Annotated in this window: 16 protein-coding genes; 10 read left to right on the top strand and 6 right to left on the bottom strand. The window is 63.8% G+C overall.

Annotation, left to right across the window (positions count from 1 at the left end; genetic code table 11):
* Window positions 1–14: 14 nt before the first annotated feature.
* The 9 genes from ACWGTI_RS01305 to derI all read left to right on the top strand — a co-directional run bounded on the left by ACWGTI_RS01305 (window position 15) and on the right by derI (window position 9,762).
* On the top strand, window positions 15–665 hold the full coding sequence (locus ACWGTI_RS01305) for a DUF2291 family protein (protein ID WP_454585451.1): 651 nt from the start codon (window positions 15–17) through the stop codon (window positions 663–665).
* Window positions 662–2,203, top strand: coding sequence for a sugar ABC transporter ATP-binding protein (locus tag ACWGTI_RS01300; RefSeq protein ID WP_454585450.1), 1,542 nt, complete (start codon window positions 662–664; stop codon window positions 2,201–2,203). The genes ACWGTI_RS01305 and ACWGTI_RS01300 overlap by 4 nt, the downstream gene beginning before the upstream one ends.
* A 25-nt stretch (window positions 2,204–2,228) precedes the next feature.
* Window positions 2,229–3,362 (top strand): ABC transporter permease, encoded by a 1,134-nt coding sequence (locus tag ACWGTI_RS01295; protein WP_454585449.1) that lies wholly within the window; start codon window positions 2,229–2,231, stop codon window positions 3,360–3,362.
* A 38-nt stretch (window positions 3,363–3,400) separates the two neighbouring features.
* A complete protein-coding gene (locus ACWGTI_RS01290; RefSeq protein WP_454585448.1) occupies window positions 3,401–4,342 on the top strand; it encodes a substrate-binding domain-containing protein in 942 nt (313 codons plus the stop codon).
* Between the two features lie 108 nt (window positions 4,343–4,450).
* Window positions 4,451–6,010, top strand: a complete 1,560-nt coding sequence (locus ACWGTI_RS01285; protein ID WP_454585447.1) for an FGGY family carbohydrate kinase — start codon at window positions 4,451–4,453, stop codon at window positions 6,008–6,010.
* On the top strand, window positions 5,971–7,524 hold the full coding sequence (locus ACWGTI_RS01280; RefSeq protein ID WP_454585446.1) for a glycerol-3-phosphate dehydrogenase: 1,554 nt from the start codon (window positions 5,971–5,973) through the stop codon (window positions 7,522–7,524). Before ACWGTI_RS01285 ends, ACWGTI_RS01280 begins: the two co-directional genes overlap by 40 nt.
* Window positions 7,524–8,462 carry a sugar phosphate isomerase/epimerase family protein gene (locus ACWGTI_RS01275; RefSeq protein ID WP_454586458.1) on the top strand — a complete coding sequence of 313 codons (939 nt, stop codon included), beginning with the start codon at window positions 7,524–7,526 and terminating at the stop codon, window positions 8,460–8,462. Before ACWGTI_RS01280 ends, ACWGTI_RS01275 begins: the two co-directional genes overlap by 1 nt.
* Window positions 8,463–8,529: 67 nt before the next feature.
* Window positions 8,530–9,297 (top strand): triose-phosphate isomerase, encoded by a 768-nt coding sequence (locus tag ACWGTI_RS01270; RefSeq protein WP_454585445.1) that lies wholly within the window; start codon window positions 8,530–8,532, stop codon window positions 9,295–9,297.
* A gap of 27 nt (window positions 9,298–9,324) precedes the next feature.
* Window positions 9,325–9,762, top strand: coding sequence for a D-erythrulose-4-phosphate isomerase (derI, locus tag ACWGTI_RS01265; RefSeq protein ID WP_454585444.1), 438 nt, complete (start codon window positions 9,325–9,327; stop codon window positions 9,760–9,762).
* 16 nt (window positions 9,763–9,778) lie between these two features.
* Here the strand turns inward: derI and dhaL are convergent, their stop codons facing one another.
* The 4 genes from dhaL to oiaX form a co-directional block, all read right to left on the bottom strand.
* Window positions 9,779–10,420: a dihydroxyacetone kinase subunit DhaL gene (gene dhaL, locus ACWGTI_RS01260; RefSeq protein WP_454585443.1), complete on the bottom strand. Its 642-nt coding sequence runs from the start codon at window positions 10,418–10,420 to the stop codon at window positions 9,779–9,781.
* Between the two features lie 83 nt (window positions 10,421–10,503).
* The gene (locus tag ACWGTI_RS01255; protein ID WP_454585442.1) at window positions 10,504–11,511 is read right to left on the bottom strand and encodes a dihydroxyacetone kinase subunit DhaK; all 1,008 of its coding nucleotides are present in this window, start codon (window positions 11,509–11,511) and stop codon (window positions 10,504–10,506) included.
* Between the two features lie 161 nt (window positions 11,512–11,672).
* The gene (locus ACWGTI_RS01250; RefSeq protein ID WP_454585441.1) at window positions 11,673–13,007 is read right to left on the bottom strand and encodes a four-carbon acid sugar kinase family protein; all 1,335 of its coding nucleotides are present in this window, start codon (window positions 13,005–13,007) and stop codon (window positions 11,673–11,675) included.
* Window positions 13,008–13,010: 3 nt separating this feature from the next.
* Window positions 13,011–14,261, bottom strand: coding sequence for a 3-oxo-isoapionate-4-phosphate decarboxylase OiaX (gene oiaX, locus ACWGTI_RS01245; RefSeq protein ID WP_454585440.1), 1,251 nt, complete (start codon window positions 14,259–14,261; stop codon window positions 13,011–13,013).
* Window positions 14,262–14,441: 180 nt separating this feature from the next.
* Here oiaX and ACWGTI_RS01240 point away from each other — a divergent pair, with 180 nt between their 5' ends.
* A complete protein-coding gene (locus tag ACWGTI_RS01240; protein ID WP_454585439.1) occupies window positions 14,442–15,155 on the top strand; it encodes a transcriptional regulator NanR in 714 nt (237 codons plus the stop codon).
* 2 nt (window positions 15,156–15,157) lie between these two features.
* Here the strand turns inward: ACWGTI_RS01240 and apnL are convergent, their stop codons facing one another.
* Window positions 15,158–16,993 (bottom strand): D-apionate lactonase, encoded by a 1,836-nt coding sequence (apnL, locus tag ACWGTI_RS01235; protein ID WP_454585438.1) that lies wholly within the window; start codon window positions 16,991–16,993, stop codon window positions 15,158–15,160.
* Complete coding sequence (locus tag ACWGTI_RS01230) at window positions 16,990–18,024, bottom strand: Gfo/Idh/MocA family protein (RefSeq protein ID WP_454585437.1); 1,035 nt, start codon at window positions 18,022–18,024, stop codon at window positions 16,990–16,992. The genes apnL and ACWGTI_RS01230 overlap by 4 nt, the downstream gene beginning before the upstream one ends.
* Window position 18,025 lies beyond the last annotated feature (1 nt).

Genomic DNA, 18,025 nt, shown 5'->3' with positions numbered 1-18,025 from the left:
CTGGTGATTGCGTCATGAGCGCGAAGGCGCCCTCCGCCCGGCAGGCTTCGCCCGGCCTGCGCCGGGCACTAGCCGGAGCTGCGGTTCTGGTTCTGCTCGGCGCGATGGCGCTTGACACCAAGGTGATCAAGATCGGCTCCGCCGGCGATGTTCGCAATGCCGTCTTTTCGGCCCCCGACTATGGCAAGTCAGAATTTCCCAAGGTGCAGGCCGATGTCGAGGCGCGTGCCGCCGACGCCGCGACGGTCGCGACGGCGATCGCCAAGGACAGGGCGACGGCCGAAAAGGAATATGGCGTGCCTGCGGGTGTCGGACCGGTCATCTCGGTCAAGTTCACCGGCGTTGTCGGCGAGGGAAAGTCTGGCATCTACAAGGTCGCCGTCGACGGTTTGCCGGACACGTTGACGGTCCGCGTGCAGACAGGGCCGGCCATCAACGGGACCGAGCTTCGCGACGCCACCGGCAAGATCACCTTCGGTCAGTTCACCAATCAGATCGAATATCAGGATGCCGGCTCGGCGCTGAACAACGAGATGAAGAAGGAGGTGCTGGCGAAAGTCGATACCAGCGCCTTGACCGGGAAGACTATAGCGGTGGTCGGCGCCTTCAAGCTGGTCAATCCGAAGAGCTGGCTGGTCACGCCAGTGAGGCTGGACGTCAAATGAATTCGGCTTCCGGCACAGAGCCCGCCAATGGCGATGCCGTGCTTTCGGCGCGCAATGTCGTCATGTCGTATGGCGGCGTTCACGCGCTCAAAGGCGTCAACTTCGACATCCATCGCGGCAAGGTCACCACCCTTTTCGGAGAGAATGGCGCCGGCAAGTCGACGCTGATGAAGATCCTGTCCGGCGTTGTGACGCCGACATCCGGCGACATCGTGCTCGACGGCAATCTCGTCAGCTTTTCCTCGTCCTCGGACGCACGCGATCGCGGCATTTCTATCATCCACCAGGAGCTGAGCCTGGCGCCGAACCTGAGCGTTCGCGACAACATCTTCATGGGTCGCGAACTGCGCACCAGAACCGGCCTCGACTTCGCCGAGGAGTCGCGCCAGGCGCGGGCGCTGATGGCCGACCTCGAGGAAGACATCGATCCGATAACCCTGGTCGAGGATCTGCGCCTGGGGCAGCAGCAGATCGTCGAGATCGCACGCGCACTGTCGGTCGATTCCCGCATCCTGATCATGGACGAGCCGACCTCCGCGCTCAGCGCGACAGAGGTGGAGGTGCTGTTCAAGGTGATCCGCGACCTGACCAGCCGCGGCGTCTCGATCGTCTACATATCGCATCACCTCGAAGAGGCGCTGCAGATCACCGACTACGCCGTCGTGCTGCGCGACGGTGCTATTACGGCAACGGCCGAAGCCAGGGACATCGATCTCGAGTGGATCGTCCGCAACATGGTGGGCGAAAACTTCGATCTCGGGTCGCCCCCGACTGCTCATGCGTTCGGCGACGTCGCCCTGTCGATCGAGGACGTCAGCGTCATAGATGCTTCGGGTTCAGGCTATTCCATCGTCGATCACCTGTCGCTGGATGTCAAAGCGGGCGAGATCGTCTGCATCTATGGGCTGATGGGCGCCGGGCGCACGGAGTTGCTGGAATCTGTTGCCGGCCGCGTGCCGATGGCGGGCGGGCGGGCTCTGCTGGAAGGCGAGGACGTCTCGGGGCTGACCATTGCCCAGCGCATCGGCAAAGGCCTTGTGCTCGTCCCCGAGGACCGCCAGCGCGATGGTCTGGTCCAAACGATGACCGTCGGCCGCAATCTGTCGCTTGCCAGCATCGAGGCATTCGCCAAAGGCCTGTTCCTGTCTCGGCCCAGGGAACGCGCACTCATCGAGGATTCGATCCGCAAGGTGACCATCAAGACCGCCGGCGGCAACGCCATGATCGGATCGCTGTCGGGCGGTAACCAGCAGAAGGTCGTCATCGGCAAAATGCTGACGACCAACCCCAAGGTCATCCTTCTCGACGAGCCGAGCCGCGGCATCGATGTCGGCGCCAAGGCCGAAGTCTTCCGCTTGCTCAGCGAGCGCGCCGCGCAGGGCTTGGCGGTCGTCTTCTCGACCTCGGAGGTCAATGAGTGCCTCAGCATCGCGCACCGCATCGTCGTCATGCGGCGCGGCAAGATTTCAGCCGAATTCGGCGCGAACGCCACCAAAGAGCAGATCATGGCCGCCTCCGGCGAAGCCGTGGTCGCCTGATCATAGAATTTCGGAGCCCCGATCCATGACCGATGTCAGCCAGGCCAGCAAACAGTCCAGTCCCAGTGCGGGCGCCGAAGGCTTCGATGTGGCCAAGCTGCTGCTCGAGGGCCGGGCCTTCTTTGCCCTGATCGTCATCATCGTCGTCTTCTCGATCCTGTCGCCCTACTACCTCTCGGTGGCGAATTTCCTGACCATGGCCTCACATGTCGCCATCTTCGGGATTCTCGCCGTCGGCATGCTGCTCGTCATCCTCAATGGCGGGATCGACCTGTCGGTGGGATCGACGCTCGGGCTTGCCGGCGTCGTCGCCGGATTTCTGATGCAAGGCGTGACGCTGACCTGGTTGGGCGTCGTTCTCTATCCGCCGGTCTGGGTGGTCGCGGTGCTTGCCTGCATGCTGGGCGCCGCTGTCGGTCTGATCAACGGCGTGCTGATCGCGCGGTTCAAGGTTCCGGCCTTCGTCGCCACGCTCGGCGTCATGTACATGGCGCGTGGCCTGGCGCTGCTGATGACCAGCGGCCTGACCTACAACAATCTCGGCGGCAAGCCGGAACTGGGCAACACCGGCTTCGACGCGCTCGGCTTCAACCGTCTGTTCGGCGTGCCGACCGGCGTTGTGGTGCTGGCGGTCATCGCGCTGATCGGCAGCATCGTCCTGAACCGCACCGCCTTTGGGCGCTGGCTCTACGCTTCGGGCGGCAATGAGCGCGCCGCCGAACTCTCCGGTGTTCCGGTCAAGACGGTGCAGATTTCCGTCTATGTGCTTTCGGGCATCTGCGCCGCCATAGCCGGCCTGATCCTGTCCTCTCAGCTGACCTCGGCCGGACCCACTGCGGGCACCACCTACGAATTGACGGCCATCGCCGCCGTCGTCATCGGCGGCGCCGCCCTAACCGGCGGGCGCGGCAATATCCGCGGCACTTTGCTCGGGGCCTTCGTCATCGGCTTCCTGTCTGATGGTCTGGTGATCATCGGCATCTCATCCTACTGGCAGACGGTCTTCACCGGCGCCGTCATCGTGCTCGCCGTGCTCCTCAATGCCGTTCAGTATCGCCGCCGTAGCAAGCTCCCGGCTTCGACGGGCGGCCAACCGACTTCTCAGAAACGGGGGAAGGCCGAGCCGGCCAATCCTGCCCAAGGGAAGACTGCCAGGTGACTGGCAGCAACGCCGCGTAAATCATTGGAGGAATGTACATGAAAATCGTGCTTAGAAGTTTGCTTGCCGCCGCGATGGTGGTCGGGTTTACCGCAGCCGCATCGGCCGCGGGCCTGATCTCAATCATCGTCAACGATCCGGCCAACCCTTACTGGCTGACCGAAGGCAACGTCGCCAAAGCCGAAGCAGAGAAGCTTGGCTATACGGCCAATGTCGCCGCCCACAAGGGCGACACCAACACCGAAAGCAATCTGATCGACACCGCCATCACCAACAAGTCGGTGGCGATCATTCTCGACCCGGCCAACGCCGACGGTTCGGTCGGCGCGGTGAAGAAGGCGATTGCCGCCAACATCCCGGTCTTCCTCGTCAACGCCGAGATCAACCAGGAAGGTCTTGCCAAGGGACAGCTCGTTTCCAACAACGCGCAGGGCGCGGCTCTCGGCGCGCAGCAGTGGGTACAGGCGGTCGGCGAAAAGGGCAAGTATGTCGAATTGCTCGGCGCCCCGTCCGACAACAACGCCGCCACGCGCTCGAACGGCTACGCGACCGTGCTCAGCCAGTATCCGGATCTCGAAAAGGCTGCTTCGCAGGTCGCCAACTGGGATCGTACCCAGGGCCACGACAAGATGCAGAGCATGCTGCAGGCCAATCCCGACATCATCGCCGTGATCAGCGGCAATGACGAAATGGCGCTTGGTGCGGTTGCCGCGCTGAAGGAAGCCGGCAAGCTGGCCGGCATCAAGGTCGGCGGCTTCGACGGCTCGCCGGATGCGGTTGCGGCCATCAAGTCCGGCGAACTGCAGTACACCGTGCTTCAGCCGGTCGCTATCTTCTCGGCCAAGGCCGTGCAGCAGGCTGACTCGTTCATCAAGTCGGGCGCTACCGGTGCCACCAGCGAGAAGCAGCTGTTCGATTGCCTGCTCATCACCAAGGACAATGTGGACAAGTACACCGCACCCTTCGTGCTGTCGGAATAAAACCTGCACAGGGGGTGTCCTTGCGGACACTCCCTGCCTCTTCTACGGCTTCCAGACAACAAAGACTCTGCTTGTGAATTGCCTTCATAACCATCCGGAACTTGCCGCATGAAAGACCTGCTGATCGGGATCGACGCGGGAACGTCCGTGATCAAATCGGTCGCTTTCGATCTTTCGGGGCGGCAGTTGGCGATGGCGTCGGTGACCAACACCTTCGTCACGCTGGAAGGCGGCGGCGCCGAGCAGGACCTGGATCAGACCTGGCGCGACATGGTGCAGACCGTTCGCGAGCTGGCGACGAAAATTCCCGATCTGGCGCGACGCACCGCGGCGGTGGCGATCACCGGGCAGGGCGATGGCACCTGGCTGATCGATGCTGACGGCTTGCCGGTAGGGCGCGCCTGGCTCTGGCTCGACGCCCGCGCCGGACATCTGGTGGACGAGATGCGTGGCGATGCCCGCGACCGCATACGGTTCGAGATCACCGGTACAGGTCTCAACGCCTGCCAGCAGGGTGCTCAGCTCAGCTGGCTGAAGAGGAACAGCCCGGAAGTCCTTGAGAAGGCGGCCTCTGCCTTTCATTGCAAGGACTGGCTTTATTTCAAGATGACCGGCGAGCGCGCCACCGATCCCTCGGAAGGCACTTTCACCTTCGGCGATTTCCGCTCGCGCAGCTATTCCGACGAGGTGCTCGACATCTTGGATCTGACGACGCATCGCCGCCTGTTGCCGCCCATGCTCGAAGGCACGACCGACCATCATCCGCTTTCTACGTCGGCAGCCGGAGAGGCCGGGCTGCTTGAGGGCACGCCGGTGGTGCTGGGCTATGTCGACATGGTCAGCACCGCCCTTGGCGCCGGCCTCTACGATCCGAGCGGCAATGTCGGCTGCACGGTCATCGGCTCGACCGGCATCCACACGCGCCTGGCGCGTACTCCTGATGATGTCGTCCTCAACGACGCTGCATCCGGCTACACGATCGCCATGCCGGTCCCCGGGGCCTATGCGCAGCTGCAATCCAACATGGCGGCGACGCTCAACATCGACTGGCTGCTTGGCCTGGCGCGTGACGTGCTGACCGCCAACGGCGCTAAACCGTCGCGCGACGAACTGCTGAAAGCACTCGATGTCTGGGTCGAAGGGGCGGAGCCGGGATCGCTGGTCTATCAGCCCTATATCTCGCTGGCTGGTGAACGCGGACCGTTCGTCGATCCCGATGCGCGGGCAGGCTTCATCGGCCTTTCGGTCAAGCACGGTTTTGGCGATCTGGCACGCGCGGTTCTCGAGGGATTGGCGTTCGCGGCCCGCGATTGCTACCAGGCAATGGGCATCATGCCGCGCGAAATCCGCCTGTCGGGCGGCGCCGCCCGCAGCCCGTCGCTGCGTCGCATCATCGCCGCAGCGACCCGTGCACAAGTCAGAACCAGCAGCCGCCAGGAGGCGGGCGCGGCGGGTGCGGCGATGATGGCTGCGGTCGGGCTCGGCGTCTATCGCTCCATGGATGATTGTTGCGCCGAATGGGTGACGCCGCTTCTGGGCGAATGCGATGCCTATGACGAGGCGCTTTCCCACACCTACGATGCGCTGTTTCCATCCTTCGTCGCGGCGCGCCAGGCGCTGCGGCCGGTATGGAAGAGTATGGCGCACCGCACAGGAGCAAAGTCTTGAGCGATACGTCTGAAGTTGTCGATCTCTTCGTCATTGGCGGCGGCGTCAACGGCGCCGGCATAGCGCGCGATGCGGCCGGTCGCGGGCTGTCGGTCATCCTGTGCGAGAAGGACGATCTGGCGCAAGGCACAAGCTCGCGCTCCGGCAAGCTGGTGCATGGCGGCCTGCGCTATCTCGAATATTACGAGTTCCGGCTGGTGCGCGAAGCGTTGATCGAACGCGAGGTGCTGCTGGAGGCGGCGCCGCACATCATCTGGCCGATGCGCTTCGTCTTGCCGCACAGCCCCGAGGACCGGCCGGCCTGGTTGGTGCGGCTCGGGCTGTTTCTCTACGACCATCTTGGCGGCCGCAAGCGGCTGCCGGGGACGCGGACGCTGAACCTGAGAACCGCGCCGGAAGGGGCGCCGATCAAGGACGAATTCAAGCGCGGTTTTGAATATTCCGACTGCTGGGTCGACGATGCGCGCCTGGTGCTGCTCAATGCACTCGACGCCAGTCAGCGCGGCGCAAAAGTGTTCACCCGCACCGCCTGTATTGCTGCCAGGCGCGAAGGCAGCCTGTGGTCGATCGACATGCAGGACAGCCGCACCGGTGCGGTGACGAAAGTCCGCGCAAGGGGAATGGTCAACGCGGCGGGGCCTTGGGTGAATGACATTGTCAGCCGCGTCGCCGGGCAGAACTCCACCCGCAACGTTCGCTTGGTGAAAGGCAGCCATATCGTCGTGCCGAAATTCTGGGAGGGACGGCAGGCCTATCTGATTCAGAACAACGACAAGCGGGTGATCTTCGTCAACCCGTATGAAAACGATCTGGCGCTGATCGGCACCACCGACATTCCCTATGAAGGCCGGCCCGAGGAAGTGGCGGCCGAGGCCAGCGAGATCGATTACCTGATCAAGGTGGTCAATCGCTACTTCAAGCGACAGCTGACCGCGCAGGACGTGGTCTACAGTTTCTCCGGCGTGCGCCCGCTCTATGACGACAATGCCGACAATCCGAGCGCGGTGACGCGCGACTACATCTTCGAACTCGATGCCCCGAACGGTGGTGCACCGCTGCTTTCGGTGTTCGGCGGCAAGATCACCACTTTCCGCAAGCTTTCCGAACATGCGCTGGAAAAGATCCAGCCGTTTTTTCCGACGATGAAGAAAGCCTGGACGGCCAAGATTCCGTTGCCGGGGGGCGACCTGCCGAACGCGGATTTCGAGCAATTCCTGAGCGATCTGCACGCCGAATTTTCCTGGCTGAGCCCGTCATTGGTGAAGCATTATGCCCGAAGCTATGGCACGCGCACGCGTGCCTTGCTGAAAGGGGTCAAAGGCGAAGCCGATCTCGGTCGCCGTTTCGGTCCGGATTTCTATGAGCGCGAAGCTGTTTTCCTGTTCGAGACCGAATGGGCGATGACAGCCGCCGACGTTCTCGAACGCCGGACCAAGCACGGCCTGCACATCGATGCGGCCGAGCGGAAGATATTCGAAGACTGGTGCACCAAGATCATGGCGGCGGCGAACTGATGGCCTTCACGCTTTCCCTCAACACCAACCCGCTGGTCAATCGCTTCGCCGATCCCGACGACCTGATCGACGCCATTGCCTATGGCATTGGTATCCGTGACGTGCAGCTGACGCATGAATTCGTCAATCCGGGCTGGCCGGCGGCAACGATTGCCAAGTTCGTGCGGCTGTTCAACAGCGCGCTGGCGCGGACCGGCGTGCGCATCACCTCCGGCATGACCGGCCCCTATGGCCGGCTCAATCATTTCGGCCATCCGGACGCCGATGTGCGCCGCTACTATGTCGACTGGTTCAAGACCTTTGCCGACATTTCCGCCGAGCTTGGCGCGTCGGGCATGGGCACGCAGTTCGCCATATTCACCTACAGGGATTTTGACGATCCGCAACGGCGCGCGGCGCTTCTCGACGTCGCGCTCGAATGCTGGCGCGAGGTGGCCGAACACGCCAAGGCGGCGGGCCTGACCTATTTGTTCTGGGAACCGATGTCGGTCGGCCGCGAGTTTGGCCACACGATCGAAAGCTGTGTCGAACTGCAGGGCGCCATCGATGCGGCCAAGCTGCCGATACCGATGCGGATGATGGTCGACATCGATCATGGCGACGTAACCTCGCCCAATCCTGCCGATACCGATCCCTACGCCTGGGCGAAAGCGTTTCCGTTGCAATCGCCGATCATCCATATCAAGCAGTCCTCGATGAACAAGGGCGGCCACTGGCCGTTCACGGCTGCCTACAACAAGGATGGCCGCATCATTCCGGAGAAGCTACTCGACGCCGTGCGGCAGGGCGGCGGAACCGACAACGAAATTTGCCTTGAACTTTCCTTCAGGGAGAGGGAACCGGTCGATCATCAGGTTATCGAAATGATCCGTGAGTCGGTTGATTTCTGGGCGCCTTACGTCGATAGCGGTCGCGACAGTCTCGGGCCTCCGGCCTGAGTGAAACATCGGCCTGCGGCGGGCGCTGGATGGTCGTCGGGACAACATGGGTCGAAGGAGAAAGAGCATGACCCCATATTGGGTCGGCACGAGCTGGAAGATGAACAAGACGCTGGCGCAAGCATTGCAATTCGCCGATGCGCTGGCGGCCTTCGTGCCTGGTTTCGATCCGGCGATACAGCCCTTCGTCATTCCGCCGTTCACCGCCGTGCGCGAGGTCAAGGCGGCACTGGCCAAGAGCCGCGTCAAAGTCGGCGCCCAGAACATGCATTGGGCGGACGCCGGCGCCTGGACAGGCGAGGTTTCTCCGGTGATGCTGGAGGACTGCGGGCTCGACCTGATCGAACTCGGCCATAGCGAGCGTCGCGAGCATTTCGGTGAAACGGATGCGACTGTCGGATTGAAGACGGCAGCCGCCGTCAGGCACGGCTTCGTGCCGCTGATCTGCGTCGGCGAGACGCTGGCAGAGCGCGAAGGCGGTCGCGCCGATGACGTCTTGACCGCGCAGGTGCTTGGCGCGCTGCAAGGCCTGAAGGACGCCGAACTGTCGGCGGAAATCCTCTTTGCCTACGAACCCGTCTGGGCGATCGGCGAGAAGGGCATCCCGGCCAGCGCCGACTACGCCGACAAGCAGCAGGCGCTGATCAAGCAGGTCGCCGCAAGCCGGCTGCCGGACGCTCCGCTTGTGCTCTACGGCGGCAGCGTCAATCCAGGCAATGCGCCCGAACTGATCGGCCAGCCACATATCGACGGGTTGTTCATCGGCCGCTCGGCATGGCAGGCGGAAGGCTATATCGACATTCTGAAAAAGGCGTCGGCGGCCATCGAGCGCTGACCTCACGAAGCAAAAGGAGTTATCGTCATGAAGATCGCACTCGGAGCCGACAGCGCCGGCAAGCCGCTGCTCGATGTCATCGCCAAGCATCTCGCCACCAAGCCCGAGCTGCAGGTCGTCGATCTCAGCCAGGCCGGATTCTACGCCGACATCGCCGCCGCGGTCGGCCACGAAATCATCGACGGCAACTACGACCGCGCCATCCTGTTTTGCGGCACCGGCATCGGCGTCAGCATCTCGGCCAACAAGGTCCCGGGCATTCGCGCGGCGTTGACCCACGACACCTATTCGGCGGAGCGCGCCGCCAAATCCAACAACGCCCAGATCATCACCATGGGCGCCCGCGTCATCGGTCCCGAACTGGCGAAATCGATCGCCGACGCGTGGCTGGCCTCGGAATTCGATCCGAACGGCCCCTCCGCCCCAAACGTGCAGGCCATCGACAAGCTCGACGGCAAGCGCTGAAGCGTCGGAACCGCTCCTAGCTCACCAAAGCGATCCGCATCGCTTCGATGACGGTCACGGCGGACGCCGCGCCTGGGTCCATATGGCCGAGCGAGCGCTCGCCGAGGCGGGAAGCACGGCCCTTGGAAGCGACTATCGCCTTGGTCGCTTCCGCGCCAGCCTTTGCCGCCTCTGCGGCAGCTTCGAGACAGGCCGCCAGACCCTTGCCGGAAGCCAGTGCTTCGCCCGCCGCCTTCGCGGCCGGCGCCCATGCATCCATCATCGTCTTTTCCCCAGGCTCGGCCTTGCCACGGTCCTGAATGCCCTTGGCCATGGCCTGGAACAGGGCAACCATGTCCGCATCGTCTAGCGTCGCCTTGCCCTTCACCACTGCCGCGCCACGCATGAACGCGGTGGCATAGAGCGGACCCGAAGAGGCGCCGACGGCATTCAGGAACGCTTTTGCCGCGGTGTTCAGGAGGTTGGTCGGATCGGTTTTGCCGGCGTCCAGAGCTGCAACCGCATCGCGGGCGGCGGAAAAGCCGAGCTCCATCGCAATGCCGTGGTCGGCGTCGCCGATCACCCCGTCGAGCGCGCACAGCCGGTCCCTGTCGGCCGACATGGCGTCCGCGATGGCCGCGAACATCCCGGCAAGGCGGGCGGTGTCGATTGTCGTCATGTCTTTTGTCCTCGATGCTAGGGGACTTGTCGATTGACCATGATCTGCTCCGAAAACCGGGCTCCACTTTTCGCGATCATGGTCTAGCCGGCGCGAAACATGGCGCAGTCGCAAGGGTGGTCCAGCATCGTCTGTAACTCGCCGTCAAGCTGGTGCAGCGTGATCGAGGCGCCGGCCATTTCGAGCGAGGTGCAGTAATTGCCGACCCAGGTCGCGTGAACGGATACACCGATGTCGTCGAGCCTCTGCTTTACCCGCCGGTTCATGATGTAGAGTTCCATCAGCGGCGTCGAGCCGAGCGAGTTGACGAGCACGGCGATCTTGTCGCCGCGCGACGGCGCCATCTCGTCGAGAATCCTGTCCAGCATTTCGTCGGTGATCTCGTCGGCCGTCTTCAGCTTTCCACGCGCGATGCCGGGCTCGCCATGGATACCCATGCCGATCTCCATCTCGTCCGGTCCGATCTCGAAATTCGGCCGGCGGGTTTGTGGCAGCGAGCACGGCGACAGCGCCACGCCCATGGTGAATGTATGGTCGTTGGCCTTTTTTGCGACGCGCTCGCACTCGTCGAACGACAGCATCAGGTCGCAGGCCGCACCGGTCGCTTTGAAGATGAAGAAATTGCCCGCGACGCCGCGCCGCCTGTGCCTGTCGCCAACGGGCGCGGAAGCGACATCGTCGGTGCTCAGCACCGTGCGCACCTCGATGTCGTCCATCGCTGCCATCTCGGCCGCCATGTCGAAATTCATCACGTCGCCGGCATAGTTGCCGTACATGAACAGAACCCCGGTGCCGCCGCTGACTGCCTTGGCGCATTCGAGGATTGGGTCTGGCGGCGGCGAGGCGAAGACATTGCCGATTGCCGCCGCGTCGGCCAAGCCTTTGCCGACGAAGCCGAGAAAGCTCGGCTCGTGACCCGAACCGCCGCCGATCACGAGACCGACCTTGCCTTGGCGCGGCCCGTCGCGGGCGACGATCGAGCGTGGACTGCCGCCCACGCTTTTGAGATGGCGTGGATGCGCGGCGAGAATACCTTCCAGCATCTCGTCGACGGCGCGGTTGCCGTCGTTGATGATCTTCTTGGTCTGCACCGGCATCCTCCCGATCTCTGTATTCCGCAGATACTATCGAGTGTTGTCGTGATTTCCACCCGGCAGGAAAGGTTTACGCGGCAAGTTCTTCACCTGCCGCCAGGATATGCACGCAGGCCCTGGCTGCTTTTTTCCCTTAACCTGTGTGGGGCAGGGCGCCGCTAGCCGCCAACGCCATCACGGATGGCTGAGAAATAGCGATCGGTTCCGACCTGTCCGCCCTTCAGCGCCACTTCCAGCCCGTCGATTGCCTTGATGCGCGAATGGGCGACGCACAGCGGGGAGCCGGGCGAGGCGGGCAGCGGCATCCTGACCGTCAGTGCATCGACGCCCATCTGTCCCAGCGCATGGCTGGACGTATCGCCGCCTGCAATGATGACGCGCTTCAGGTCCTGCTCCTCGGCCAGTTGCCGCAGCAGCGTGCCGAGGCCGCGGCCTAGCTTATGGCGAGCGCCTTGCTCACGGTCGATCTCGGCGCCGCGATCGGCCGTGGGTCCGAGCGCGGTGTAGAGGATGACGCTGCGCCCGGCTTCCAGGCCGGCGCGGCCGCTTGCTGCCGCGCGCGCTATCGCCTGTTCGGAATTCCCAGAGACCAGTTCGATGGGATCGACTTCGATGCCGTCGAATCCATCGGTCAGCGCATGGCGAATCTGCCGCTCGGTCGTCGGTGAGCAACTCCCCGAGACCACCGCGACGCGGCCGGCAGTGCCGGGTGGCGAAAAGCGGGACTCGGCGTCAACGGCGGCAGTCTCCGCCCATTCGGCAAGCAGCGCGTACTCGATGCCGGACGAGCCGACGACGAAGGAACCACCGGGCTTGCGGCTGCGCCAGATCTCCCTGCCAGCAAGCGCTTGGCTTTCCGGACTGTCGACATCGATGAGCACGATCGCGGCACCAGCCTCAGCGAGGCGATCGAAGACCGTCGACCGGTTGGTCGAACGCAGCGTCGCGAGGTCGAGCAATCCCGAGGGCAGCGCGGTCTGCCGCGACAGGTGGATCAGAAGATCGGCCTCGTCCATCGGCGTCGTCGGATGGCGGCTCATCACCGGATGGCGATCGATGCGGTAGTATCTGTCGCGATAGGCCGCGAACAGATGGCCGAAGGCGGTGTATCGCTTGAGCTGCGGCGCGCCGACCAGCAGTGGCACGCTGGCCTGCGCGAAGACCGAACGGCCGATCTCGATCGCCCGGCCGATGCTGCCGATCGTTGGGCTGGAATCGAAGGTCGAGCAAACCTTGTAGTGACAGATGGCGGCGTTCAACGTCTTCAGCCAGGCGAAGGCATCCTTGAGATGCGTGTCCATCCATTGCGGTGTCTCGCTGCGGCTGGTGCCCGCGAGGCCAACCGCGCGGCAGTGCGGGAATTGCGCCAGCTGCGCCGCGTCCGGCTGGCGCATGAACAGCACGGTCGGCACGCCACCGAGCTCCAGCGCCTCCATCACATCGGTCGAGCCGGTGAGGTCGTCGCCATAATAGCTGAGCAGAAGGTCCTGCATGGCTCAGGCCGCCTTGCCGTCGCCGAATTTCTCGATCGAGCGCGCCAGCTCGGCATGGCTCTTTGCGAAGTCCGTGAGCGCAATGCCCTCGACCGCCGCCTGCCAAGCCTGCTGCACGGCGCGCACGCCGGCGCCGGGTCCGTCCGGATGGCTGACGATGCCTCCGCCGCACAAATAAAGAAGATCGACGGTGCGGCCGGTGCGTTCGTAGGTTTCGGGCGCCTGTCCGCCCCACTGACCCGAACCGGCCACGGGCAGCGCGCAATCGTCGGGCGAAAACAGTGGCGTCGTAATTGCCTCGAAGGAGCGGATGAAGGACTCGTCGGGCTCCCAGTATTTCGAGGCGATGCCGTTGATCTGGAACTGGTCGACGCCGAGCAGCCGCCAGAACTGCTGCCAGACCCTGAAATCCATGCCGAGGCCGGGATGGCGGGTGAGGATGTCCCAGCCATTCCGATGCGCGTGCAACACTAGGCCGGAGCGTTTTCTAAGGTATGCCATGCCACCGAAGCCGATGGAGTTGATGTTGACGACGGCGCAATTGCCGCCGGCTGCGGCCACGAGATCATGGTTGCGCATCATCTCGTCGGGATCGGCATGCGAGATGCCGAAGGCGTACATCACCTTCTTGCCGGTCTTCTGCTCGTGGTCGAGGATCAGCGGCATGATCGCCTTCACCCGTTCCGCCAAGGGAGAATAGGCAGGGCTCATCAGCTTTTCGTCGTCCTTGATGAAGTCGACGCCGGCCGCGATCAGTTCGCCCACCATTTCGGCCGTCTCGTGCGGCCGCAACCCTAGCGCCGGTTTGACGATAGTGCCGATGATCGGGCGATCCGTGACGCCGGTCAGCCTGCGGCTGCCGGCAACGCCGAACTGCGGACCCGGATGCGCCCCCTGGTACTCGTCCGGCAGCTTCATGTCGACCACGCGGATGCCGGACAGGCCCTTGATCGAGTAGGTGCCGCCAATGGCGATGGTCATCAGCGCTGATAGGTCTGTACCGATGGCATCCAGAGGAAAGGCGATGTCGATGTCCGCGCGCTTGAACGGTCCACTACCGGTTTCCGGGATGGAGGGCCGCTCGGCGTCGGGCAGATGCCGTATCGCCAGGACGCGCGCCGCCACCCGGGCCTTGAGCTCCTCGGTCTCGCCGGGCAGCGCAACGAAGGTTCCGGTTGACTGGTCGCTGGCGATCTTGGCTGCCAGCGCGTCGATGCTGCCTGACGTTTCGATCCGGTAGGTGAGGGTGATCATTGCCTGGGACCGAAGGAGGTTCGAAAAGAGTTCCGTGATCGTCGAAATCTGGTATAATGAGTACATAAGCTTTGCAAGCAATATCCTGTCTTGCGGCTATGAGCGATCAGGGCCACAGCCATTCCGGGAACAGCTGTGGCAATGCTAGATAGACATAGCTCAAAGGAGTGATTCGCGACGATGAACCGTTCGGAGCCGATCGTCCGGCGCAAGCTTTCCGATGAAGTCTTTGCACGGCTGCAGCGGCTGATCACCAGCGGCGAATTGCGGCCCGGTGACGACATGCCGTCGGAGCGCGAATTGATGGAGCGTTTCGAGGTGGGCCGGCCGGCGATCCGCGAGGCGATGCAGGCGCTGAGCAATATGGGGCTCGTCGCGATCTCACATGGGGAGCGCGCCAAAGTGCTGCAACTGACCGCGAAGTCGATCATCAAGCAGGTCGATGGCGCGGCCAAGATCATTCTCTCGTCGTCGAAGGACACCCTCGAGCACCTCAAGAGCGCGCGCATTTTCTTCGAGCGCGGCATGGTCAGGGAAGCCGCCGAAAAGGCCACCGCCGAGGACGTGCAGCGGCTTAAGGCAACGGTGGCCGAGCAGCGCGCCGCGCGTGGCGATTCCGAGGCTTTCATCTCCGCCGACATGAAGTTTCACACCCAGATCGCGATGATATCGGGCAACCCGATCTACGTCGCCGTCAGCGAAGCCATGCTCGGCTGGCTGAAGGAGTACCACACCGAGATGCTGATCTGGACCGGCAAGGAAAAGTACACGCTCACCGAACACGAGGAGATCGTCGACCGCATCGAGCACAGGGATGCCGATGGCGCCGAGAAGGCGATGATCAAGCACCTCGAGCGCTCGCGCGCGCTCTACGTGATGAACTCCGAGAAGTAAGCTTAGCCGATCCGCGTAATGGCGTAGGGCGACATCACCAGATGGCCTTGGCCAAGCGCGGAAGCGTCGACCTGAACATCCTGTGCTGTCAGATTGGCGAGCCACACGATGGTCTCGCCCGAGCCAGCGCGGGCTGCTAGTGCGGCAACGCGCGCCTCGTCGCTCGTCCTGGTCGGGACATGCGCGAGCCCGGCCAGCTTGCAGAGCCCTTTGATAGCCTGGAAGATCGGTCGCGGTGATCCCTCCGCGGTGGGTTCGCCTGACGCCGCCAGCACACCGAACGGACCGGTGAAGCTCGAAAGCGTTAGCATCTCCAGCCCGGCCGGCGCGACGCGCGCGGCATAGCCGATCGTCCACGCGGCGGCGAACTGGCCGTTGTGGCGCGGATCGCGATTCGCCATGGCGATGCGCTGTTCCTGGGGATTGTCCTTGGTCGCGCCGCCATAGGGGTTCTGCCGCATGGTGATCGTCGAAGGGCCGATCCGGTACGGCTTCGCGCCGAAGATCGCCCGCGCCGACCGCGTGATGAACGGCAAAGCCTCCAGCGACTGCATGACGCTGAGATCGTCGGCGGCATGCACGAGCGGGCACGTGCAATGCGTAACGAAATCGAGCAGCCCGGCCGGAACCCGCTTGCGGTTGAGCTCGGTGAAATAGCTGAACATGCCGCCGCCGAGGCGGATATCGGGAAAGGCCCGGCGCGCGGCGGCGTAGACATCCCCCAGCAGCGGGCATGCCGGCCAGGCGCTACCCGGCGGCGTGGATTGCCGGTCGACCGACGGCGACACCGCGATGGCATCGAGCCGCAGACCGGACCGCCGCACCATCTCGGCGACGTCGGAGAGTTCGGCATCGAGATCGCCGCTGCAGGCGACCACGCATTCGAGCGTCGTTGCCGCCGGCAGCGCGGCGGCGAGCTTGGCATGGGCGAGCAGTGCCTCGATGCCGTGACCGCGCGTTGGATCGAAGTGAAGCAGCAATTGCTGCGGGCCGAGTCCAGCCAGATCCGGCAGGTTGGCAAGCGTCGCTTCGACGTCTTCGGGATAGATGACCACACCGATGTCAGGCAGTCTCGGTCCCGCTTCGCCGAGTTCGATGAGGACCGGCGCGATATCAGCCGCAGCTGCGGCGGCCGTTGCCTTGCCGGTGATGCGCAGGCGGATCGTCTGAAGCACCGGCTCGCCGGCCGGCAACACATAGGGCCATGGCAGCGCCAGCGGCCGCACATAGGTCTTATAGGAGGCGTCCGACCAGTTGCGCTGGTCCTCCATCTCGAAGATGTCGCCCTCCATCCGGCACTCGGCGGTGACGCCGGGCCGCACCTCATGGGTGATGGCGCGCAAGTCCTTGAACGGCTGCCAAGGATCGATGAGGTCAGGCAGCCTGGTATTCACCACGCTTTCGTCGGTGTGCTCCACCGTGACCGGACTGCCGGCGAGGCCTGCGATCGGATGCAGGACGCAGAAGCCGCAGCGATTGGTCTCGAAGTCGCTCTCGGGCAGGGTACTCACGTCGAAGACCAGATGGCCATCAGAGCCTTTGATGGTGGCGCGAAAGGCGAGCCGGCTCGCGTCCGGCCCGGTGCAATTTGCTGTGTAGCTGACCGAGAAAGTGTCGGCGCCCTGGTTGATGACAAGGTCCGTCAGTTCAGGCTCGTAAGTGCCCCAGTCGCGATCGCGCACGATGTAGGCGATGGCCCGCAGCACTTCGATGCCGCCAAGACGGATGGTGCGCAGATTGCCATTGACGAAGTCCGCGCTGAGCGCGCTGGCGCTGAGCCTGACCGGCGCAGCTTCGACCACATGCGTGCCATAGAGGAGGAAAGCGTCGGCGGTCATTTCAGCAAAGCGTCGAGCTGCAACGGCTCCCGGCTCGCTGCACCCGTATAAGCGGCCTCGACCAACGCGAATGTCTTGAGATTGTCGGCGCCCGAGGTCGCCGGTTCTATCCCCTTAGCCAGGCAGTCGACCCAGTGCCGCTGGATGGCAACGACGCTCTCCTGGATGTTGTGCCATGGGCGCGATGCCCAGGGCAACAGCGGCGGCGAGACGTCGGTGACCCGTGTGCCGTTCCTGCCGGTGACGGTGAGCCGGTAGCCCTGCGCCAGCCGGATTGTGCCGTCGCTGCCGTCGATCTCGATCAGCGTTTCGGGGAACGGCTCCACGGCAAGCTTCGTCGCGTAGCTGCAATCGACGACAGAGGTGGCGCCGTTCTGGTGGTCCATCAGCATCGTCGCGACGTCCTCGCCGGCAATGGCTGGATTGATGCGCGCCGTGCGGGCGGTGAGGCTCGACACGTCGCCGAGCAGGAAGCGGGCGATATCGAGGATGTGGATGCCGAGATCCTCGATGATGAAGCGCCTGCCCGTCGCCAGATAAGGCTGTCCTGAAAACACGTCATAGCCCGAGCGGAAGGAAATCCGCCCGAAGAAGGGCGTGCCGATCTCGCCGCTGTCGAGCACGGCGCGCACCGCCTGGATCGGTGACTGCCAGCGGAAATTCTCATGCACCATCAGCGGTACGCCGGCATCGGCACAGGCCTTCACCATGGCCTTGGCGTCGGCCAGCGTCGGCGCGAACGGCTTTTGGCAGATCACCGGCACACGATAACGCGCCGCCATCTCGACCAGTGGACGATGGCTAGGCGTCGTGGTGGCGATATCGACGAAATCCAGCCTCTCGCTGGCAAAAAGTTCGGCCGCTTCGGTGTAGCGCTTCGCGATGCCGAACTGGTCACCAACGATGCGCAGCCGTTCCGGGTCGCTGTCGCAAATGGCGACGATCGAGGCGCCTTCAATGTCGCGCCAGGCATGCATCTGGTTGACGGCAAAGAAGCCGCAACCGATCAACGCTCCCCGCAACTCCGCCATG

The sequence above is a fragment of the Mesorhizobium sp. ArgA1 genome, assembly GCF_053714375.1.
Note: the sequence above shows the minus strand (reverse complement) of the source record. Positions and strands in the feature narration are given on the sequence as shown.